The sequence below is a fragment of the Vibrio sp. 9-16B-A1 genome, from assembly GCF_056726165.1.
On sequence record NZ_JBSDZD010000007.1, the window covers coordinates 216,512 to 234,019 of the forward strand.

The window sequence follows — 17,508 nt, forward strand, 5'->3', positions numbered from 1 at the left end:
GAAATGAAATATTAATTATTTTTTGTCCATTATGGGCACAAGAAAAAGTAATGATTCATCCGGGTTATAAAATGGCGTAATCATGACGCCGCCACTTAACTGACAATGGCTTTTGCTATTAAGCTATCAGGCTGACGCATAAAAAAACCGGGTCCATCAGGCCCGGTTTTCAAAAAGAATCTGCCAGTTATCAGTACAGGCCCAGGTTCTCTTTTGCGTATGCTTCAAACTCAGTGCAGCCGCCAACGTGCTCCTGGTCTACGAAGATTTGAGGCACAGTTTCTACCGGCTTGCCTACGGTCTTCTCAAGGTCAGCTTTGCTGATGCCCTCTGCGTGGATGTCCACGTAGCGGAAGTTGAAATCGTCACGGTCTTCTTTCAGTTTTTCTGCGATCTCTTTAGCACGAACACAGTATGGGCAAGCCGGACGACCAAAAATAACTACGAACATTTACCTTTCTCCTGATATTTCCCTGCAAGGTCTGATGCTTTCGGGCGCCTTGCATTGTATGGCGTTTGTTATGCTGCAACTATGCCTGATCCCGCGCGGGAAATAAAGCAGAGCAAAGCTTTTGTTCTGATAGGAGAAACCTATTAATCAATTTTTAACCAGAAGCTTTTTCAGTGTGCTCTTCCAGCATTCCCAGGCAGAACTTAAAGTGCGGGTGAGTCATGTTTTTCAACTGTTCTGGCTGCATGTCAGTCAGTTGAACAACAACCCTATCAGGGTAGCGGATCATTGCTCTTCTGCGGACTTGAGAAGCCGTTTCTGTTCCATTTTGACTTAGATAGAGCAAAATCAATTTAGCAAGCTGATCCCAGTGAATTTCATTGAGAAGTAAAACCACATCCGGAGTACCGCTGAAGGAATCCCGCGGCAGTTTGTTGTGTCTGATTTCAAGAGAGTTGAGCAAGCGGGTTATTTCTTCTGCACAATCTGGTTTGGTAACGAGATCAGGGACTACGATCATTGCTGAGGCCTCTTCGTGTATTGGTTGATACAAAACAGCGCTTAACTGCCGTAAGGGAGTATCTGAATGGGACTATGTTAATTAGCTTCCTAAATACAGACACTAGCCAGTGTTTCTTTCATCAGTGTAGATATTTTCCAAGAAAAAGTAGTTCAACTTCGGTAAACCCTTCCGAACACTTACTCTCAAATTAGATTGTACGAACATAACGAAATCTTATAGCCAGATTAGATAAATGCTTCACCAGTCTCCACATCGCAAAGCCCAACAATTCGATCTGCGCGAAATGTTCTAGCGCTCTTTCTTAAAAGGCAGTACGCACGGATGGGGGATCGCTCAGGGCAAAAGGCAAGACTTGACCCTGAAACTTCCAAGCGGCTCCTTCAGGCACTTTTTCGGATAACACTTACCCATCTGCAGAAGTGAGCACCGAGATGGCTTCAGAAGTATAATGCTGCATCAGAGTGTGAGTAGAATTTAATCCATTGTTCCGCAATAACTAAATCCAACACTAACCACAATGCTACGCGTTACTTAATTGCTTGTTCTGTGAACCTGTTTCCCTTTCTTTCCAGCCTCGCGGGTAGCATTCGTAGAGCAAGGTTTCTTACAGACATATCTCAGGTTCACTGCATTAGGCAAATCGTGGCAAAACTAATGTTAAGCAGGACTGGCCAGTAGGTGTCGAAGACTATCTTGTCACCAACTAGTAGCTTAATGAAACCATAGAGTCTTAACGTTCTTAGGATTACAGCCAGTCTTAGGCTCTTAACTCCAAGTGAGCTGTAAGTTACCGTCGTCTCGTCCTGACTTTGGAGCGGGTCTTTGTAAGCGGATAACCCCCATTCACGTTTGTAATTAGCTTGGGCATTCATGGGCTCTGTGACTACGTGGTCATATCCGCTTTCAATGCTTTCGATGTCGCGTCCGTCGTCTTCTAGTCTTATCGTAAAGAAAGCACCTATACCATCGTTGTCGTAGTATTCGCTTATGGTGATAGATTGCGAGTCATCTGAAGTGATAGACCAAAGCTTAGACGTGGATGAAATATATCTATTGATGAACCACTTGCCAAAAACCAAAGATTTTAAGCCTATACAGAAAGCATGTTTGAGTATGGTGTTTCCCTGCTCACGTTGATGTAGAGCATAGCGATAAATACAGTAAGCTACAGCCCCCCAGTAAAGGTAAATGACATTCTCAGGCGTAGTGAAATTGATTTTTGGAAACCAAGGTACAGCGATTTGGACGTTGCTCAGTTCAACGCCAAGTGAAGCATGAACTAGACCAATGCAAAAAAGAACGAGCAAGCCTTTAGGACTGCTTGAGAAACTTGATTCTGTTATTTTGTCTATTGGATTAATTCCATTCATTACTATTTACCTTTCGGCCCTGTGGATAGCTCTTGCAGAGCCAGGCTTTTTTTGTTGCCGTCTTTAAGATTTCGTATTGTCATTTAGGATTACATATATTCTTTCATTGGGTGGAGTCAGTCATATCTCGGCGAACAGTACATTTTCCATCCAGAAGCTTGATGTCTTTTTTATATGGCCATCGAATATTGCTAATTTCAGACTTTTTAACGGTCAATGCTTCTTGCGCTGTAAAATCGAACAGAACCAAGTAAGACGAAGTCGAAGATATGTAACCAAAATATCTATTTTTAAACTCTTCGTTGTCAGGGAAAATAAGCAAGCTGGGAAAAATACCTTGTTGTAAACGCTGGTTTTCCTGTCCAGGACTGGAGCCATTCTGGAACAGGAATATGAAAATTATCCCAGCCGAAAATACGACGATTTGATATCGAAACAGCCTAGATAAGAACACGTATTTATGCCAGCCGTGTTCATTTATCATATCTACAAACGAAGAGAAAGCATGGAGGGATAGCCCCGCATAAACAACAAATTGAATCATTTCGGGGTATCGAAGGAGCATCAGAGGTAAATCCGCCAAGTCAGCAATGCTGAGAAATGCAATACCAAACAGCGAAAGCTTTTTGGATTCCATATAGACCGCTAGGATTTGTGACGCAACAAACCCCGTCATTGTGATCGCTCCCCAGTTAGATAGGGTGGTTTTTATTAAGGACGGTGGTTTATTGATATTCATAATATAGTGGTTAATCTTATTTTTGCGTTGGAATCAGGAAAACACTAAGTCAAATGGAACCTAATCTGGCATTGTCACAAGGTTAGCGAACCGCTTACGAGATACGGTGAAGCGAACGTTTTCATATTCATTCCCTTAGAGGTATTTTTGATAACTTGGTATGCTATCAAACGCAGCGCTATACCATGAACTGAGTATTGATCCAGTTGCCTAAACCTTCTGCATCACAGCAACAACTTTCCCCCAGATCCTCACATCAGCTTCATAAGCATCATCACCAATCCCAACCTGGAGTATGTTCTTAGGGAGTTTCTTCACCCGCTCGATAGCAAACACATCATCAATGCCAATCAGGTACGTAACGGAGCCAAGGGCAGGTCTTGATATTTGGCAGAGCAGATATTGTGAATACTAAACTATCATTGAGGCCATACAAATCAAGCGGTTAATCAAACTTTTGGATCGCAACGGATTTAAACTGCCGGATTGATGATATAGAGCAAGTAAAACCGCTTCTTAGTGTGATGAGTTAGGGTAAGTTTAAAATTGGGAAGGCAATGTCCTGTCGTCATGCAGTTTTGTTGATGTGGTAAAGAAGAGCAGGGCTTTACTGTTGCCTCATACAAGCTCAGAGGTGTCATTATGTTTCAGTTTATGACTTCCGCCAGAATCATCTTTGGCGAAGGGGCACTGAACTCATCGTTGTCCGTGATAAACCAGCACGGTTACCGGGTGTTGCTGGTCAGTGGTAAAGAGACGACCCGAGCCAAAGTGATTGTCGATTATCTCGTTGCTCAGGGATTGGCGTATCAGCAGGTGGCGGTGTCCGGTGAGCCCTATATCGCCATGATCGAAGAGATCGCCGCTCAGGCCCGTAAATTTAAACCGGATCTGGTAGTAGCGATTGGTGGCGGCAGCGTGATCGATACAGGTAAAGCGCTTGCTGCGGTGATCCCGAATCAGGGTGACCTGTATGACTATGTCGAAGTCGTAGGGCGGGATGTACCGCTGAAATCCAATCCTTTGCACTTTATCGCGATTCCTACCACCGCCAGCACAGGCGCTGAAGTCACGCGCAAAGCTGTACTTAAGTCCGGCCAGGATAAGGTGAAAGTGAGCCTGCGCAGCCCGGATATGCTGGCTGACGTGGCCATTATCGACCCGACCCTGACGTATGGCACAGACCCGCAGACTTCCGGGCGCGGCGCGATGGATGCGTTTGTCCATCTGATGGAAGTGTATGTTTGCGGTGAGCCCAATCCTATTACCGATATGATCTGTGAAGAGGGGCTGCGGCGGCTGCAAAAAGCGATAGTCCCGGGTTGTCTGTATAACGACTACCATGCCCGCTCCGACCTCTCTTTTGCAGCCATGCTGGGCGGGATGGCGATCGCCAACGCCAAGCTCGGAGCTGCCCACGGCCTGGCTTCAGCGCTGGGCGGGAAAATAAATGCTCCCCATTCGGTGATCACTGCACAGTTGGCGCCGTATGTAATGCGCGAGAACGTAGATGCAGCCCGCCAGTTTCACCGTACCGATATTCTGAGCCGTTACCGGAAAATTGCCCAGCTCCTGACAGACAACCCGGATGCGGAAATAGAAGATGGTTTTGACTGGGTGGAGAACATGCTCGATACCCTGCAATTACCGTCTCTGTCGCGTTATGGGGTGTGTCATACGGACTTTGATCTGGTAGTGAAAGATGCGCTGCTGTCTGTGGCCATACGGGGAAACCCGATCCCGCTGACGGAAGAAAGGCTGCATCATATTCTCAGTCAGGTGTGTCCGTGCCAGGAAGGGGGAAGTTGCAGTGAGCCGCATACAGAGGGCGGTGAAGAGGCGACAGCTAAGATACTGGGAAGTGAGGACGGAGCGCCCGCAGAGCATAAATAGCAGCAGATAAAAAAACGGGGCGGAAGCCCCGTTTTCAATCAGAAGTGTGTGATTTTATCGTAGCGCGAGTCTTTCAGCGCTTCTTTCACCCGCTTAAGGTTCTCGCGGAAACCGGTACCGCGGCGCAGGGTAAAGCCTGTAGCAAGTACGTCGATAACCGTCATTTGCACCACGCGGCTTGCCATTGGCATGTACACGTCGGTGTCTTCCGGTACGTCCAGAGAGATAGACAACGAGGACGCACGGTCCAGCGGAGAATCTTTGGCGGTAATCGCGATAACCGTTGCGCCGTTTTCACGCGCCAGGTTTGCGATCTCGACCAGGCTCTTGGTGCGGCCGGTGTGTGAGATCAGTACGATCACATCGTTGTCGGTACAGTTAATACAGCTCATGCGCTGCATCACAATATCGTCAAAACAGGCGATAGGGATGTTAAAGCGGATGAACTTGTTTTGTGCATCTTTTGCCACGGCGGAGGAGGCGCCAAGGCCAAAGAATGAGATGCGTTTTGCCTGTGTCAGCAGATCAACCGCACGGTTCACCTGCATGGAGTCGAGGCTGTTTTTGGCTACGTCCAGACACGCCATGGTCGATTCGAAAATCTTATGGGTGTAGGCCTCCGGCGAGTCATCTTCCTCAACGTTACGGTTAACGTAAGGGGTGCCATTCGCCAGGCTTTGTGCCAGGTGCAGTTTAAAGTCCGGGAAGCCTTTGGTGTCAAGGCGACGACAGAAACGGTTAACAGTAGGCTCACTTACGTCGGCCATTTTTGCCAGAGTCGCGATACTGGAGTGGATCGCGGTTTGCGGAGAAGCCATGATGACCTCAGCAACCTTACGCTCTGACTTACTGAAGTTTTCCAGGTTCTTCTGTATTTTTTCTAATGTATTCATAGTGTTCACGAGGGCGTTCAGAACATCTGTTAAGACCAGCACAACTCACGGAATCGCAAAAGGCGAAACCCAAAAAGACTGGTCGCTTTCAGCCGAGTATAAACCAAGCGCTTCAATAGATTTAGTAAAAGCCATGAAATCCTGAAATAAAATGTCGAGAATATGACAGGCCTCAAACAAAGTTACATAATCTGTAAGGAATTGAGCAAAAAAGCCGCAATCGGTTACATACACTGGCGCTGCAACTGAAATTTCAGTTACAGCGGCGGAATAAATTTACATTCCTGAAACTTTAACCAGCGCAGATTTGCTCACTGAGAGTGATGATTTCCTGCAGAAGTGGCTGACAACCACAGGCGATTTCACGCTGCTCTTTCAGTACGGCCTGCAGGATCTCCGGAGTGGTCAGCGGGTTGGCCAGAACCACACGGAAAACGACAGTCGCCTGGTGATGGTAATGGGCCGGTGTCAGACGGGTACGGGAGACGAAAGTCTTGCCGTTTTCGCGCTGAGTTTTCTGGATCTGTGCGGTCAGTTCATTGAGTTTGGCATACAGGGCATCGCGCTGCTCAGGGCTGGCTTTCTTCAGCGCTTTTTTGGTCACTGCCGGTACGTAGCGGTAGGTCAGCAGACACAGTTCAGGCTCTGATACCAGTTCGAAGTCATCCTGCTCTTTAATAAGGCGGGCAAAGTAGGTGGCTTTATCGATACTCTGGTTGATAAGCAGCTCGTAACCCGGACGGCTGATAATGTGCATAGCAGCATAAACCAGCATCGCCATACCGGAGCGGGAGCCTTCCAGGGTGTGGCTGCCGAGATCTTTTGAGCCTTTACGCAGGATGTATTCGGCGTGATGTTCAATCACAGACATGGCGCCCGGATCTTTAAACAGCACCATACCCGCACCCATAGGAATATAGAGTTGCTTATGGGCGTCAATGGTAACCGAGTCCGCCAGTTCGATGCCTTTCAGCAGCGGACGGAAACGTTCAGACATCAGGGTGGCACCACCCCAGGCTGCGTCAACGTGGAAGTGGCAATCTTCTTTTTGCGCGATGTCAGCAATGGCTTCCAGCGGGTCAATGGTGCCGGTTTCTGTGGTGCCTGCCACGCCGATAATGGCAAATGGCTTAATGTTTTGTGCTTTCAGCTCGTCAATTTTTGCCTGCAGCGCCTGTGGGCAAATGCGGTTGTTGTCGTCGGTTTTGATCGCTATCAGGCTGTCACGGCCGATACCGAGCACATCAGCGGCTTTTTTCAGCGAGTAGTGCCCGCGTTCTGAGACCAGTACCGCCAGTCCCTGGTAGCCGTAATGCTGCATCGCACGGAACAGGCCTTCCTTGCCGATACCGGCAAAGTCACCGTCGGCTTTCAGGGCGTTGTTGCGTGCTACCCAAAGGGCGGTAATGTTGGCAATGGTGCCGCCAGAGCAAAATGCCCCCAGCGAGTGCTCAGCACTGTGCATCCAGGTGTCGTAAAATTCAGGCTCACGCTGGTAGATAAGACCGTGCAGCATGCCAAGTACCTGACGCTCAAGCGGGGTAAAGGCTTTGGAGGTCTCGATTTTCACCAGGTTTTGGTTGAGTGCGATCATGATCTTGGACAGCGGCATCAGGAAATAGGGCAGTGCCGAGGTCATGTGACCGATAAAGCTGGGTGCAGAAGTGTGTACTGAGTGAGAAACCAGATTGTCGAGCAGATGCTGGGTATGTTCGGAAACAAACTCCGGCTGCTCAGGGATATAAGGATTGGAGAAATTCTTCTCGATTTCCCACAGTGGTTTCTCTTCTGCCACGATATGTTCGCGCAGAAACTGATTCAGATTTTGGGAGAGCTCTTGTTCAATTTGGGCAAGAGTCGAGTGTGGCGCTTCGGGTACGGTAAAAATCTTCAGCAGACTTTCAAAGCTCACATCCGCGATTTTGTTATCAGTAACCATACTCAGTACTTCTTTGGTAACACAGGCGCGTCAATCTAAACGAAAACGGGAGCAAAGTCCCGTTTTAATTATGCAAACCCACTTTTCAGGCCGTATCAGGGGCATTGGGTTTCGGCTATTTTTGTCACGGCGTCGTTATACCGGCTCAGGGCTGCATTAATCTGCTTTGGATGGCTGAGTAGATCAGCAAACGCGGTGCGAAGGTCGTAGTTTTTAGGATGACGTTTTGCCTGGCGGTCAGAGAACGACGCTCTTGCCAGCTCACCAAGTTTATCTTCACGCCCGGTTAAAGCTTTAATATCGTGCTGTTCTAGCTGAAGCCAGCTTTCTACCGGGTTACTGGTGTTGACCCGGGCCGGTTCGTGTTCAAGGTAATAGTGAACCGCTTCCCGGTTAAGCTCAAAATGGTTTTTCCGTCCGGTAAGAAACCATTCTCCGACCTCTTTAAGCTCCGGATTCTTTTCGGTGGTAATAGTAACCAGTTCGCCGTACCAGTTTAGCGAAGCATCAATATAAGCATCGTATTTACCCTGCTGACACTGTTTGTCTGCGGCGAAAGCGGAAGAGCAGAAACCGGCCAGAAGAAGGGCTGACATGACACGCTTCATGTTAATTCCTTTTGTCGTTATTTTGTGTTTATTTTAATAACTTGTTATCACTTATCAACGACTTTTGCCGCAACTTATGAGAGAGAAACGAAAAACAGGATAAAAACCGGTACCAGCAGGCTGAGAATAAAGCCACTGACAATGGCTATCGGCACACAGCGTACGCCGCCGCTGGACTGGATCACCGGCAGAGTGAAGTCCATTGCAGTGGCACCGGCATAGCCGATGGCCGTACATGGCATACGGGCGATCAGCATGGGAATAAAGGCAAGTGCCACCAGTTCGCGGGCCAGCTCCAGCAGAAACGATGCGCCACCAAATACTGGCCCGTATGCATCTCCAATCAAAATGCCTGCCAGTGAATACCAGCCAAAGCCGGATGCCATGGCCAGTCCCTGGGAAAACGGCAGGTCCAGCAGCCAGGCAGCCAAAAGACCGCCAAGCCAGGAAGTCGTAATAATTGCAACAGCGATCAGCATGCCGTGCTTATTGACCAGGATCTGTTTCAGGGTCAGGCCGCTGTTGCGCAGTGAAATGCCAATCAGCAGCAGAAGTATCAGAAGAATGTATTCGCTCCAGGTGTCGGTATTGGAGTAATCGAGGGGAATGAGCAGACCGAATACCAGCCCGCCGCCAACCACCAGGATCAGTTTGAGCGACTCCATCATCATCGCGCTCAGCGGCAGTTGTTTACCCTGGCTGCGGGTTTCAAGCGGCATTGCGCGGTCGATGAGTGGCAGGACGGCGAGATTTGCAACCCCTATAGCAATAAAGAACGTCATGGTATAGCTGGTCAGGTCTTTGAGGTTGCTGCCAAGGTTATCGAGCGAGGCCAGGCTCAGGCCCATCAGAAACAGGATCGCATAGATAAGGTAGTGGGTCGCACGTGAAACGATATGGAGGTAGCGCTCAGACGAAAAAGGCAGTAAATAGCCCACGACCAGCGGCAAAAAAATATAAAGCATCCCTGTGTACATATCGGTTCCCTGATAACGACTTATCCAGCCACTAATACTCTGTTTTTATAAACAGAAATTCAAGAGGGTCAGGGGAGAAGAGGGGATAAAAAGAAGCCGGCAGATAATGCCGGCTCCGGGATTACGGTCTGCTTTAAAACGCGGTCGCGTTGAGAATATTGTTCAGCTCAGATTCAAACTCATGGTCACTCATGGTGCTGAGTTCGTAGAGCACTTCAGCGCCAATCACGTCGAACTCAACATCGTGTTCGTCGATGGCGTCATCCTCATTGCGAAACAGCAGCAGATGATTGGCCATACGGGCGATTTCCAGGTAGGAGACCAGATGATGGTTCGGGCCCGTGGCCTGGTTGGTAGCAACTTCAACAAAATCCTGATCAAATCCCCACTGCTGCAGTACCAGCTGGCTGGTGACCGGGCAGCGCGACTGGAAGATCTGCAATGCCAGGTCGTAGTCCAGGTAGTTGCCGTTATCCAGATAGAGGTGATACTCATTGACCAGGCAAAACAGGCCAATGTCAGCCAGCAGGCCGGTCAGCAGTGCTTTATCGGGTTCGAGGTAGTCAAAGCGCTGATCTTCCCCATAAGCACGGTAGCGGTTGGTAACCATGACCATTGCCGCGCCCAGCTTACGTGAAGTCGCTGCGCTGTTGATAAGGATTTGATTGCATTCCCGTTTTAGGTTGACGGTATGTTTGAGCTGCTCAACCGCCTGGGCCGTTACAATGTCCCGCACGCGCAGGATCCCAAGCCGCGAAACGGCAGTATTAATGTCGGTGCAGGTAATATTGCGTCGGTTAAACACCACAGAGTTAGCCACGCGGATCACCACAGCGGCCAGCCCCGGATCTTCGAGCAGGCATTCAGCGATGTCTGTCACGCCGGTAGATTCTTCACCACAAAGCTTCTGAATCCTGAGAACGACGTCGGGTATAGGTGGAAGGTTGATTTTGCCGGTACTGACCGACTGTTCGACCAGTTGGGCAAACTCACTTTCCAGACCCTTTAACAGCAGTTGGTTATTATCAGGTAACCAATAAAAAGACAGGTGATTCATTAGCTTTCACTATCAGCAAGTACTGATATGAGTTTAACTGTAATTTTCAGTATTTAGCAACAAAATGCGACGTAAAAAAAGTAACTGACATTTATGATAATGAACTTTGATTTTTCGAGTGTGTTAGCAGTCTTTATATCAGTTTCATATCTTTTCATTCGGGATGTGAACCAGGGCATCATTTTGCGTGCGGTAAAAGCAATGAGTTGTGACCAAAGTCGCCACTTAATTTGAGGAATTAAGTATGATTAACCCATGTCGATTGAAAGGGATTTTATCTGAATTATCAACACGACATAGCCTGGTTAACCTGATGCCATACTCCTCAGTAAGAAGGAAAACGGTCAGGGGTCGGGGCAAAATTAAGTCCGGTAAACGTACCGGCATTCTCTATGCCGCTATGGCGCTTGTGTATTGATCGGGGGGTTAACACATAAGTTTAAGGAGATGGAACATGAGGGAGCAATTGTTCTTCGATTACGTTAAGCAGTTTGGTAAATATCAGAAACGTTCAATGTTTGGCGGGGTAGGGCTGTTCAAGGATGGCGCTATGTTTGCACTTCTCACCGATCAGATTATTTTCGTTCGTGGTGGCGGAAATCTGGATAAAAAGTTCAATGAGCTTGAGTGTGAAAAGTACAAGCACGTTAAGAAGCAGACAACAGCAACAGTTAATTACTACGATGTAACTGAGTTGTTTGATGCAGAGCACCCGGATCTGGCCAGCATGATCCAGCAGTCGATTAACTTTTCCAAGCAGCAGCGTGCGTTCCAGCAGTCAAAAGAAAATCGCCGCCTGCGTGACCTGCCTAATATGCAGCTGACGCTGGAGCGTATGGTTAAGAAATCCGGTATCGATGACGTAAGCACATTCCTGCGTCTTGGCCCGGTCGATGTATTCAAGCGTGTGCGTGATACCTACGGAAGTGAAGTAGATATCCGTCTGTTGTGGAAGTTTGCCGGTGCGGCAAGAGGGTGTCACTGGAAACTGATCCAGGAGCATCAGCAGCAGGAACTGCTTGAGTCATTGTAATTGTTGGTTATAAAAAAAGGTTCACCGCGGTGAACCTTTTTTATTGCCCGGACGTTATCAGAATTTGAAACGTGCCGTCATCATCATGTGATCGCCGTAGAAGTCGTTCAGGATACCTTCGATACCCAGAGAGAACAGCTCGGTAGAGTGGAAACGGGCGTACACAGAGCCAGTGAACTCTTCTTTGTGCTTGATAGAGATGTAACCGGCTTTACCACCAACTTCCAGCTGTGGACCAAGCCACTGGCGCACACCCAGGTTGATCTGCATACCGGTCTGAGTGCTCTGGTTTGAGTCGTCTACCGCACGGAACAGCATTTCACCGGTTACGTCTGCCCAGTTGTTTACAGGGGCGTGGAAGCCAAAACCGGCAGCCAGGTCAAAATCGCTCTTAAACTTGGAGTCCAGAGTTGCGATCATGTGAGCATTAGGGTGGATAGATTTGCTGAAACCGCCACCAAAAGTCATCGGGCTTGCACCGATACGAGCTTCAGCGTAATCGTAGCTGAAGTTACTCATTACCACGTCTTCTTTGTCATTTGCTACCGCAGCAGATGAAGCCGCAATCAAACCGATAGTTAAAAGAGTTTTGCGCATAGTAAAAACAAACCTATAGTAATTTTCGTTGGCCAGGCCGCAGGCACTGGACACCGGGGTCCTTAATTTAACAGCCCACATAATAAAGCATTGAATCCAGGAATCATTAAAAAAGATGTAAAAAATAAGATTTTTAGCAAATTACGGGGAGAATCGGGCGTCCCAGGTCCCAGGTCCCAGGTCCCAGGTCCCAGGTCCTAGGTCCTAGGTCCTGGGGGAGTTGGTTCCCGATTCTCGTTTTCACTATTCTCCAAACTGGCCGCGACGGTCTGCCAGGGCGCAGAAGATGCGTTCCGTATCCAGAATGCGTCCCCATGGCATGAGATCTTTCTCATTATCAATCATATAGGTGGTCAGTTGATCGGTGACCACCCTGACCAGTTCATCACCTTTCCACGGTTTGGACATAAAGAAGTTCAGGCAGGCGTGGTTGACCGCTTCGACGGTGTCTTCCAGTCCGGCCTGGCCGGTCAGCAGCAGTTTGCGGGCGGGCAGGGTTTGCGGATCCAGGCTCAGTTCAATCAGGTAGCTGATCCCGGTTTGCTCGGGCATGATGTGGTCGCACAGGATCAGGGCCAGCGGAATGTCTTCATCGGCCATTTCTGCGATCACTTCCCGTGCTTCGCTGACCGATTCGGCGGCTTCCACCACGAAATACTCTTCGAAGGACTCCAGGTCGTGGGTTACGCTGTCGAGCACTTCGCGCTCGTCATCGACACATAAAATCAGGTATTTTTTCATGGTGTTATTCCTTATTTTCCGTTAAGGCAGCACCCTGTGAGGGTGTGTGTTCCAGTGGCAGATAAACGCACATTTCAGTAAAGCTCTCACCATCAGAGTCAACGTCTATCCAGCCGTTGTGCTGATGGACAATTTGCAGACAGACCGAAAGGCCGATACCCAGGCCAAAGTTTCCTTCGCGCTTGGTGGTGTAGTTGAGCTCAAAGATGTTGTGCTGAATCTCTTTGGGGACGCCGTGGCCGTTGTCTTTCACCGCGACTTTGATCACTTTTCGGTCGTCTTTTTCGGTCAGGGCGGTGCTGACTTCCAGTTCACCTTTTTCCGGGAAGGCATCAATGGCGTTGGAGATCAGGTTGGTCCAGACCTGCTGCAGTGCGATAGGCAGGCAGCGCAGCGGTGGCAGTTCTTCATAGTGTTTAGTGACGGTATGACGCTTGAGTTTGTTCTCAAAAATCACCAGGGTGTCTTCCAGACCCTCGTGAATATCGGCTTCGTGCCAGGTTTCATCGTCCTGACGGGCATAGCCTTTCAGGCCTTTCACCATATCGGCGATCCGTTTGGCGCAAACCTGAATAGAACGCAGTGTGGTACCGGCCAGGTGATAATCATCGAGCTGACGGATATCGGCCTGAATATCGCTGCTGCTGCTGAGCAGTTTCTGCATGGAGGCCGGATCCTGGTGCAGGTTGAACTGCACCAGCTTTTTGGCCACATTGCGATCGCCAACCTGTTCAGCCAGCTGTTTGGACTGGGCACGGATTTCGGCGGTAGACATCGGCCGGGATTCGAGTGATTCAGTCAGTATGTTTTTGCCGATTTGAGCCACCAGGTTGTCTTCGCGCCCGCTGGTCAGGGCACTGATTTTGTTGGTCAGGGTTTCTGCCCCACGTAATATCGCAGCGATAGGGTTGTTCAGTTCATGTGCCACACCGGCAACCAGCTGGCCCAGAATAGCCATTTTTTCTCTTTCGATAAGCTGCTGATGCGCGATTTCCAGTGACTCCAGGGTTTTTTGCAGCTCGAGCTTGGTATTGATAGAACGCTGAAGGCGGCGGTTAAAGTGACGCAGCAGCAGGTTAGTAAACAGCGGCAACAACTCCGTGTTGGAGTGCATCACCTGGGAGAAGACTTTACGGTCAAGCTTGATTACTTCGGTTTTGGTCAGGGTCAGGGCGGTCGAGAACGAGTGCTCGCCACTGACAAACGACATGCCGCCGACAATGTTACCTTTGGAGTGGCGGACCACTTCACGCTGAATGCCAAGATCATCTTTTTTGTACAGCGCGACCTGGCCCTTGGTGATAAACCATAAAAACTCGTTAGGCTCGCCTTCGCGGGTCAGCAGGTGATCCGGGGAGTAACAGCGAATCGCACGGGTTTCGTCTTTGGTTTCAAAAAACTTATGCAGCGAGCCGATCACCTGTTCGGCCAGTTCGGCGTCGCTCAGATCGTGGGTATCATTGATAAAGCCGGCCCGGTAGGAGCGCATCCGGCTGTCGATGTGGGCGCGCAGGATTCGGTTCTGATCCAGTACGTGGCTGTAGGTGAGCAGATCTTCGCTCTCCTGGTCTATTACATAATTTGTCAGCTCTTTAACGGCTGATTTATGGACGGTTCCATCCTTAAAGGGTTTGGTAATACAGTGGTCGAGGCGGCCTTCGTTGACCGCGGCCAGAATAGAATCGATATCGTGGCCATTACTGAGCAGGATTTTACGTGCATTGCGGGTATGTGCGCGTTTGTCGAGTTCAACCAGGTACTCAGCACCCTGAATAACCGGGCTGTCACAGGCGATGACCAGCGCGACGGTCTGCTGTTCATCTTCGATAAATTGCAGATTCTGGTCGGCTTCTTCTATGGAGTCTGCGCCGTATATATCAAAACGCGAAGCCAGGCCCGCAAGCTCACTTCGCAGTTGTTCGACACTTTTCAGGTCATTGTCGATAAATAATATGGCGTACTGATTCACGTTGGGATTTACCACTTTTACATCGGAATGAAACCACTTTAGCAACAAACCGTTAACCATGATGAGAGATAAGTAAAGTTATGTGATTTTGACGGGGCCAGGTTCAAAAATACTGATTTATCTCAAAGTTTTCAGCCCGGACAACTTGGGGTAGACTGAACGCTTTGTGATAAGACGTTAAGAGCATACGATGCATCAACTTAAAAAATGGGCTGCCGGAGGCGGACTGGTCGCGCTGGCTGCATGCTGGCCACTGGCTGTTGGCCAGATCGCGCAAAATGTACTGACTGACGGAGTGGAGAATCTGTCCGGTGACCAGTTTAAAGCCGAAGTCCTTGAGTATAATCGCAGTTACCTGTCTGCCAGTGCGGTAACCCGAATCCAGGTGACAGACCCGGAAATTAAGGCGCAACTGGAAGCCGATGGAGTCGCGACAGAGTATTTGTTTGAGCATCAGATTGAGCACGGCCTGTTTTCAGTGAAAGGGCTGACCCGCCTCGATGACCAGAAAATAAAACTGCTGGTGACTACCACCACATCGCTTAATGGCGATACCCGTTTTGAGCTGGGCGGCATGCCGGTATCCCTGACCGATACCAGTGGCGGCAGCGTGACCTTCAGTGATTACAGTGCCAGCGGTAATATTGCCCTGAGCGGCAGCTCTGCACTGGACTTCTCCCTGCCTTCAGTCACGATTGAGTTTGCCAGTGGTGATAACTTCGTGATGAAAAACTTTACCCTGAGTGGTGAGGGTGAGCAGGCCGGCAGCTTCTGGCTCGGCGAGCAAAAGCTGTCGATGGAAAAGATTGCCCTTAATGACGCTGGCGGCGATGAAGTCTTTGCCATGAATGATTTGAGCTACCGCATCGCAGCACACAAAAGTGATGACCAGCTGAAGATCAGCGCCAGCCAGGTATTTAACACGGGTAACAGTGTCATTGGCGGGCAGCAGTTTGACCGTCTGGCTGTTGCGCTTTCGCTTAATGACGTGAACTTTGATGCCCTTTCCGGCGTGATGGAGGCTTACCGTAAGGGAAGCGAACTGAGTAAGGAAGAAGCGGATAAAGCGGTTCCGCTGCTGGAAACTCTCATCAAAGATGGCCTGAAGTTCAGTCTGGACGATGTCAGCCTGGACTCGCCAGAAGGCAGCCTGAAAGGGGAAATCCGCCTGGAGCTGACGCCTGGCACCGAAGCGTTTGCTACCAACCCTACCGCGGCGGTGAATAATATTCAGGGCCATCTGAGTATGTCCACTCAGCAGTCGCTGCTTGATGCCAATCCGGCGCTTCGCCAGCAGGTAGACGAGCTTATCATCCAGGAACTGGTAAAAGTGGAGGGTGATAACTATGTGCTGGCCGGTGAGGTGAACAATGGCATTATCACGTTTGAAACCGGAAAGCAGCTGCCGGTATGGGTTCTGTTAATGCCCCTGCTGCTTGGCGGAAGGTAATGTTTAAAAACAGCGTTTAGTCAGATAAAGAGGTCGTAAGACCTCTTTTTTCGCTTTTGTCGCTTTGCAAAACATGCTATTAAGTTATCTTTGTTGTTTATAGCAGGAGCAGAACTCATCATGGAACCGATCTTTAATTTCAGTGCCGGACCCGCCGCACTGCCTAAAGCTGTCATGGAAAAGGCACAGGCTGAACTAATCAACTGGAACGGCCTGGGAACGTCCGTGATGGAGATCAGCCACCGCAGTAAAGAATTCATCCAGGTTGCGGAAGAAGCAGAGCAGGATCTGCGAGATTTGCTCGAAATTCCGGACAATTATAAAGTGCTGTTTTGCCAGGGCGGTGCCCGTGCACAGTTTGCTGCAGTGCCAATGAACCTGCTGGGTTCAGCTCAAAGCGCAGACTACGTCGATGCCGGTTACTGGGCGGAGAGCGCCATCAAAGAAGCACGCAAATACTGTCAGCCGAACGTGGTGGACGCCAAATGTGAAAAAGATGGAAAAATCGCAGTTATGCCTGCATCTGAGTGGAAACTCAGTGAAAATGCCGCTTATGTGCATTTCTGCCCGAATGAAACTATTGATGGCATTGAGATCAGCGAACTGCCTGAAACGGATAAACCGATCGTTGCGGACATGTCTTCAACGATTCTGTCCCGCCGTATTGACGTTTCCCGCTACGGGGTGATTTACGCAGGCGCACAAAAAAATATCGGCCCGGCCGGTATTGCAATTGCTATCGTACGTGACGACCTGTTAGACCTTGCCGCAGAAGCGCTGCCTAGCGTACTGAGCTACAAAGTGCTGGCGGAGAAAGAGTCGATGTTTAACACGCCGCCGACATTTGCCTGGTACCTGTCTGGTCTGGTGTTTAAATGGCTTAAGCAGCAGGGCGGCGTTGAAGCGGTTGAGGCCGTGAACAAGCAAAAGGCGGATCTGCTGTACGGTTATATCGATCAGTCAGACTTCTACCGCAACAACGTTCACCCGGATAACCGTTCACGCATGAACGTGCCGTTCCAGCTGGCTAAGCCGGAACTGGACGCGACATTCCTGGAGCTGGCTGATAAAGCGGGTCTCAAGGCTCTGAAAGGCCACCGTGCTGTGGGTGGTATGCGTGCCTCTATCTATAACGCGATGCCGCTGGAAGGCGTGCAGGCGCTGACAGACTTTATGCGCCGCTTTGAGCAGGAATACGCGTAAGAGATCAACAGATCACGCGAAGCGGGATAACGAGAACAAAGAAGAAGGGCCCCTCACGATGAGGG

At 49.4% G+C, this 17,508-nt stretch carries 16 protein-coding genes; 4 read left to right on the forward strand and 12 right to left on the reverse strand.

Features of this window, described 5'->3' with window-relative positions:
• Positions 1-190: 190 nt before the first annotated feature.
• The 4 genes from ACVB80_RS13490 to ACVB80_RS13505 form a co-directional block, all read right to left on the reverse strand.
• Positions 191-451, reverse strand: a complete 261-nt coding sequence (locus ACVB80_RS13490; RefSeq protein WP_481081808.1) for a GrxA family glutaredoxin — start codon at positions 449-451, stop codon at positions 191-193.
• Positions 452-605: 154 nt separating this feature from the next.
• Positions 606-971: a hypothetical protein gene (locus tag ACVB80_RS13495; RefSeq protein WP_481081809.1), complete on the reverse strand. Its 366-nt coding sequence runs from the start codon at positions 969-971 to the stop codon at positions 606-608.
• Positions 972-1,597: 626 nt separating this feature from the next.
• Positions 1,598-2,344 (reverse strand): hypothetical protein, encoded by a 747-nt coding sequence (locus ACVB80_RS13500; protein ID WP_481081810.1) that lies wholly within the window; start codon positions 2,342-2,344, stop codon positions 1,598-1,600.
• A 103-nt stretch (positions 2,345-2,447) separates the two neighbouring features.
• Entirely contained in the window at positions 2,448-3,083 is a 636-nt protein-coding gene (locus ACVB80_RS13505; protein WP_481081811.1) for a hypothetical protein, read from the reverse strand.
• Between the two features lie 642 nt (positions 3,084-3,725).
• Between ACVB80_RS13505 and ACVB80_RS13510 the strand changes: the two genes are divergently transcribed.
• A complete protein-coding gene (locus ACVB80_RS13510; RefSeq protein WP_481081812.1) occupies positions 3,726-4,976 on the forward strand; it encodes an iron-containing alcohol dehydrogenase in 1,251 nt (416 codons plus the stop codon).
• Between the two features lie 38 nt (positions 4,977-5,014).
• On the opposite strand, the gene ACVB80_RS13515 is transcribed toward ACVB80_RS13510, so the two are convergent.
• From ACVB80_RS13515 to ACVB80_RS13535, 5 genes are all read right to left on the reverse strand, one after another.
• Positions 5,015-5,869 carry a MurR/RpiR family transcriptional regulator gene (locus ACVB80_RS13515; RefSeq protein WP_481081813.1) on the reverse strand — a complete coding sequence of 285 codons (855 nt, stop codon included), beginning with the start codon at positions 5,867-5,869 and terminating at the stop codon, positions 5,015-5,017.
• Between the two features lie 292 nt (positions 5,870-6,161).
• The gene (panP, locus tag ACVB80_RS13520) at positions 6,162-7,808 is read right to left on the reverse strand and encodes a pyridoxal-dependent aspartate 1-decarboxylase PanP (RefSeq protein WP_481081814.1); all 1,647 of its coding nucleotides are present in this window, start codon (positions 7,806-7,808) and stop codon (positions 6,162-6,164) included.
• A 95-nt stretch (positions 7,809-7,903) separates the two neighbouring features.
• Entirely contained in the window at positions 7,904-8,416 is a 513-nt protein-coding gene (locus ACVB80_RS13525; protein ID WP_481081815.1) for a hypothetical protein, read from the reverse strand.
• Between the two features lie 74 nt (positions 8,417-8,490).
• Entirely contained in the window at positions 8,491-9,393 is a 903-nt protein-coding gene (locus ACVB80_RS13530; protein ID WP_481081816.1) for a LysO family transporter, read from the reverse strand.
• A gap of 133 nt (positions 9,394-9,526) precedes the next feature.
• Entirely contained in the window at positions 9,527-10,450 is a 924-nt protein-coding gene (locus tag ACVB80_RS13535; protein ID WP_481081817.1) for an HDOD domain-containing protein, read from the reverse strand.
• 454 nt (positions 10,451-10,904) lie between these two features.
• Here ACVB80_RS13535 and ACVB80_RS13540 point away from each other — a divergent pair, with 454 nt between their 5' ends.
• Positions 10,905-11,483, forward strand: a complete 579-nt coding sequence (locus ACVB80_RS13540) for a TfoX/Sxy family DNA transformation protein (RefSeq protein WP_481081818.1) — start codon at positions 10,905-10,907, stop codon at positions 11,481-11,483.
• Between the two features lie 57 nt (positions 11,484-11,540).
• Here ACVB80_RS13540 and ACVB80_RS13545 read toward each other — a convergent pair whose 3' ends face one another.
• The 3 genes from ACVB80_RS13545 to ACVB80_RS13555 all read right to left on the reverse strand — a co-directional run bounded on the left by ACVB80_RS13545 (position 11,541) and on the right by ACVB80_RS13555 (position 14,790).
• Entirely contained in the window at positions 11,541-12,080 is a 540-nt protein-coding gene (locus tag ACVB80_RS13545) for a hypothetical protein (protein ID WP_481081819.1), read from the reverse strand.
• 243 nt (positions 12,081-12,323) lie between these two features.
• On the reverse strand, positions 12,324-12,821 hold the full coding sequence (locus ACVB80_RS13550; protein ID WP_481081820.1) for a response regulator: 498 nt from the start codon (positions 12,819-12,821) through the stop codon (positions 12,324-12,326).
• A gap of 4 nt (positions 12,822-12,825) precedes the next feature.
• Complete coding sequence (locus ACVB80_RS13555; protein ID WP_481081856.1) at positions 12,826-14,790, reverse strand: ATP-binding protein; 1,965 nt, start codon at positions 14,788-14,790, stop codon at positions 12,826-12,828.
• Between the two features lie 190 nt (positions 14,791-14,980).
• Here ACVB80_RS13555 and ACVB80_RS13560 point away from each other — a divergent pair, with 190 nt between their 5' ends.
• Positions 14,981-16,240, forward strand: coding sequence for a DUF945 family protein (locus ACVB80_RS13560; RefSeq protein WP_481081821.1), 1,260 nt, complete (start codon positions 14,981-14,983; stop codon positions 16,238-16,240).
• A 120-nt stretch (positions 16,241-16,360) separates the two neighbouring features.
• Positions 16,361-17,443, forward strand: coding sequence for a 3-phosphoserine/phosphohydroxythreonine transaminase (serC, locus tag ACVB80_RS13565; RefSeq protein ID WP_481081822.1), 1,083 nt, complete (start codon positions 16,361-16,363; stop codon positions 17,441-17,443).
• The last annotated feature ends 65 nt before the right edge of the window (positions 17,444-17,508 follow it).

Bases quoted from the DNA above. Each gene is read 5' to 3' on its own strand.
- ACVB80_RS13545 (WP_481081819.1), bottom strand. From the start codon at position 12,080: ATGCGCAAAACTCTTTTAACTATCGGTTTGATTGCGGCTTCATCTGCT.
- ACVB80_RS13540 (WP_481081818.1), top strand. From the start codon at position 10,905: ATGAGGGAGCAATTGTTCTTCGATTACGTTAAGCAGTTTGGTAAATAT.
- ACVB80_RS13525 (WP_481081815.1), bottom strand. From the start codon at position 8,416: ATGAAGCGTGTCATGTCAGCCCTTCTTCTGGCCGGTTTCTGCTCTTCC.
- ACVB80_RS13535 (WP_481081817.1), bottom strand. From the start codon at position 10,450: ATGAATCACCTGTCTTTTTATTGGTTACCTGATAATAACCAACTGCTG.
- ACVB80_RS13560 (WP_481081821.1), top strand. From the start codon at position 14,981: ATGCATCAACTTAAAAAATGGGCTGCCGGAGGCGGACTGGTCGCGCTG.
- serC (WP_481081822.1), top strand. From the start codon at position 16,361: ATGGAACCGATCTTTAATTTCAGTGCCGGACCCGCCGCACTGCCTAAA.
- ACVB80_RS13500 (WP_481081810.1), bottom strand. From the start codon at position 2,344: ATGAATGGAATTAATCCAATAGACAAAATAACAGAATCAAGTTTCTCA.
- panP (WP_481081814.1), bottom strand. From the start codon at position 7,808: ATGGTTACTGATAACAAAATCGCGGATGTGAGCTTTGAAAGTCTGCTG.
- ACVB80_RS13495 (WP_481081809.1), bottom strand. From the start codon at position 971: ATGATCGTAGTCCCTGATCTCGTTACCAAACCAGATTGTGCAGAAGAA.
- ACVB80_RS13550 (WP_481081820.1), bottom strand. From the start codon at position 12,821: ATGAAAAAATACCTGATTTTATGTGTCGATGACGAGCGCGAAGTGCTC.
- ACVB80_RS13530 (WP_481081816.1), bottom strand. From the start codon at position 9,393: ATGTACACAGGGATGCTTTATATTTTTTTGCCGCTGGTCGTGGGCTAT.
- ACVB80_RS13505 (WP_481081811.1), bottom strand. From the start codon at position 3,083: ATGAATATCAATAAACCACCGTCCTTAATAAAAACCACCCTATCTAAC.
- ACVB80_RS13490 (WP_481081808.1), bottom strand. From the start codon at position 451: ATGTTCGTAGTTATTTTTGGTCGTCCGGCTTGCCCATACTGTGTTCGT.
- ACVB80_RS13510 (WP_481081812.1), top strand. From the start codon at position 3,726: ATGTTTCAGTTTATGACTTCCGCCAGAATCATCTTTGGCGAAGGGGCA.
- ACVB80_RS13515 (WP_481081813.1), bottom strand. From the start codon at position 5,869: ATGAATACATTAGAAAAAATACAGAAGAACCTGGAAAACTTCAGTAAG.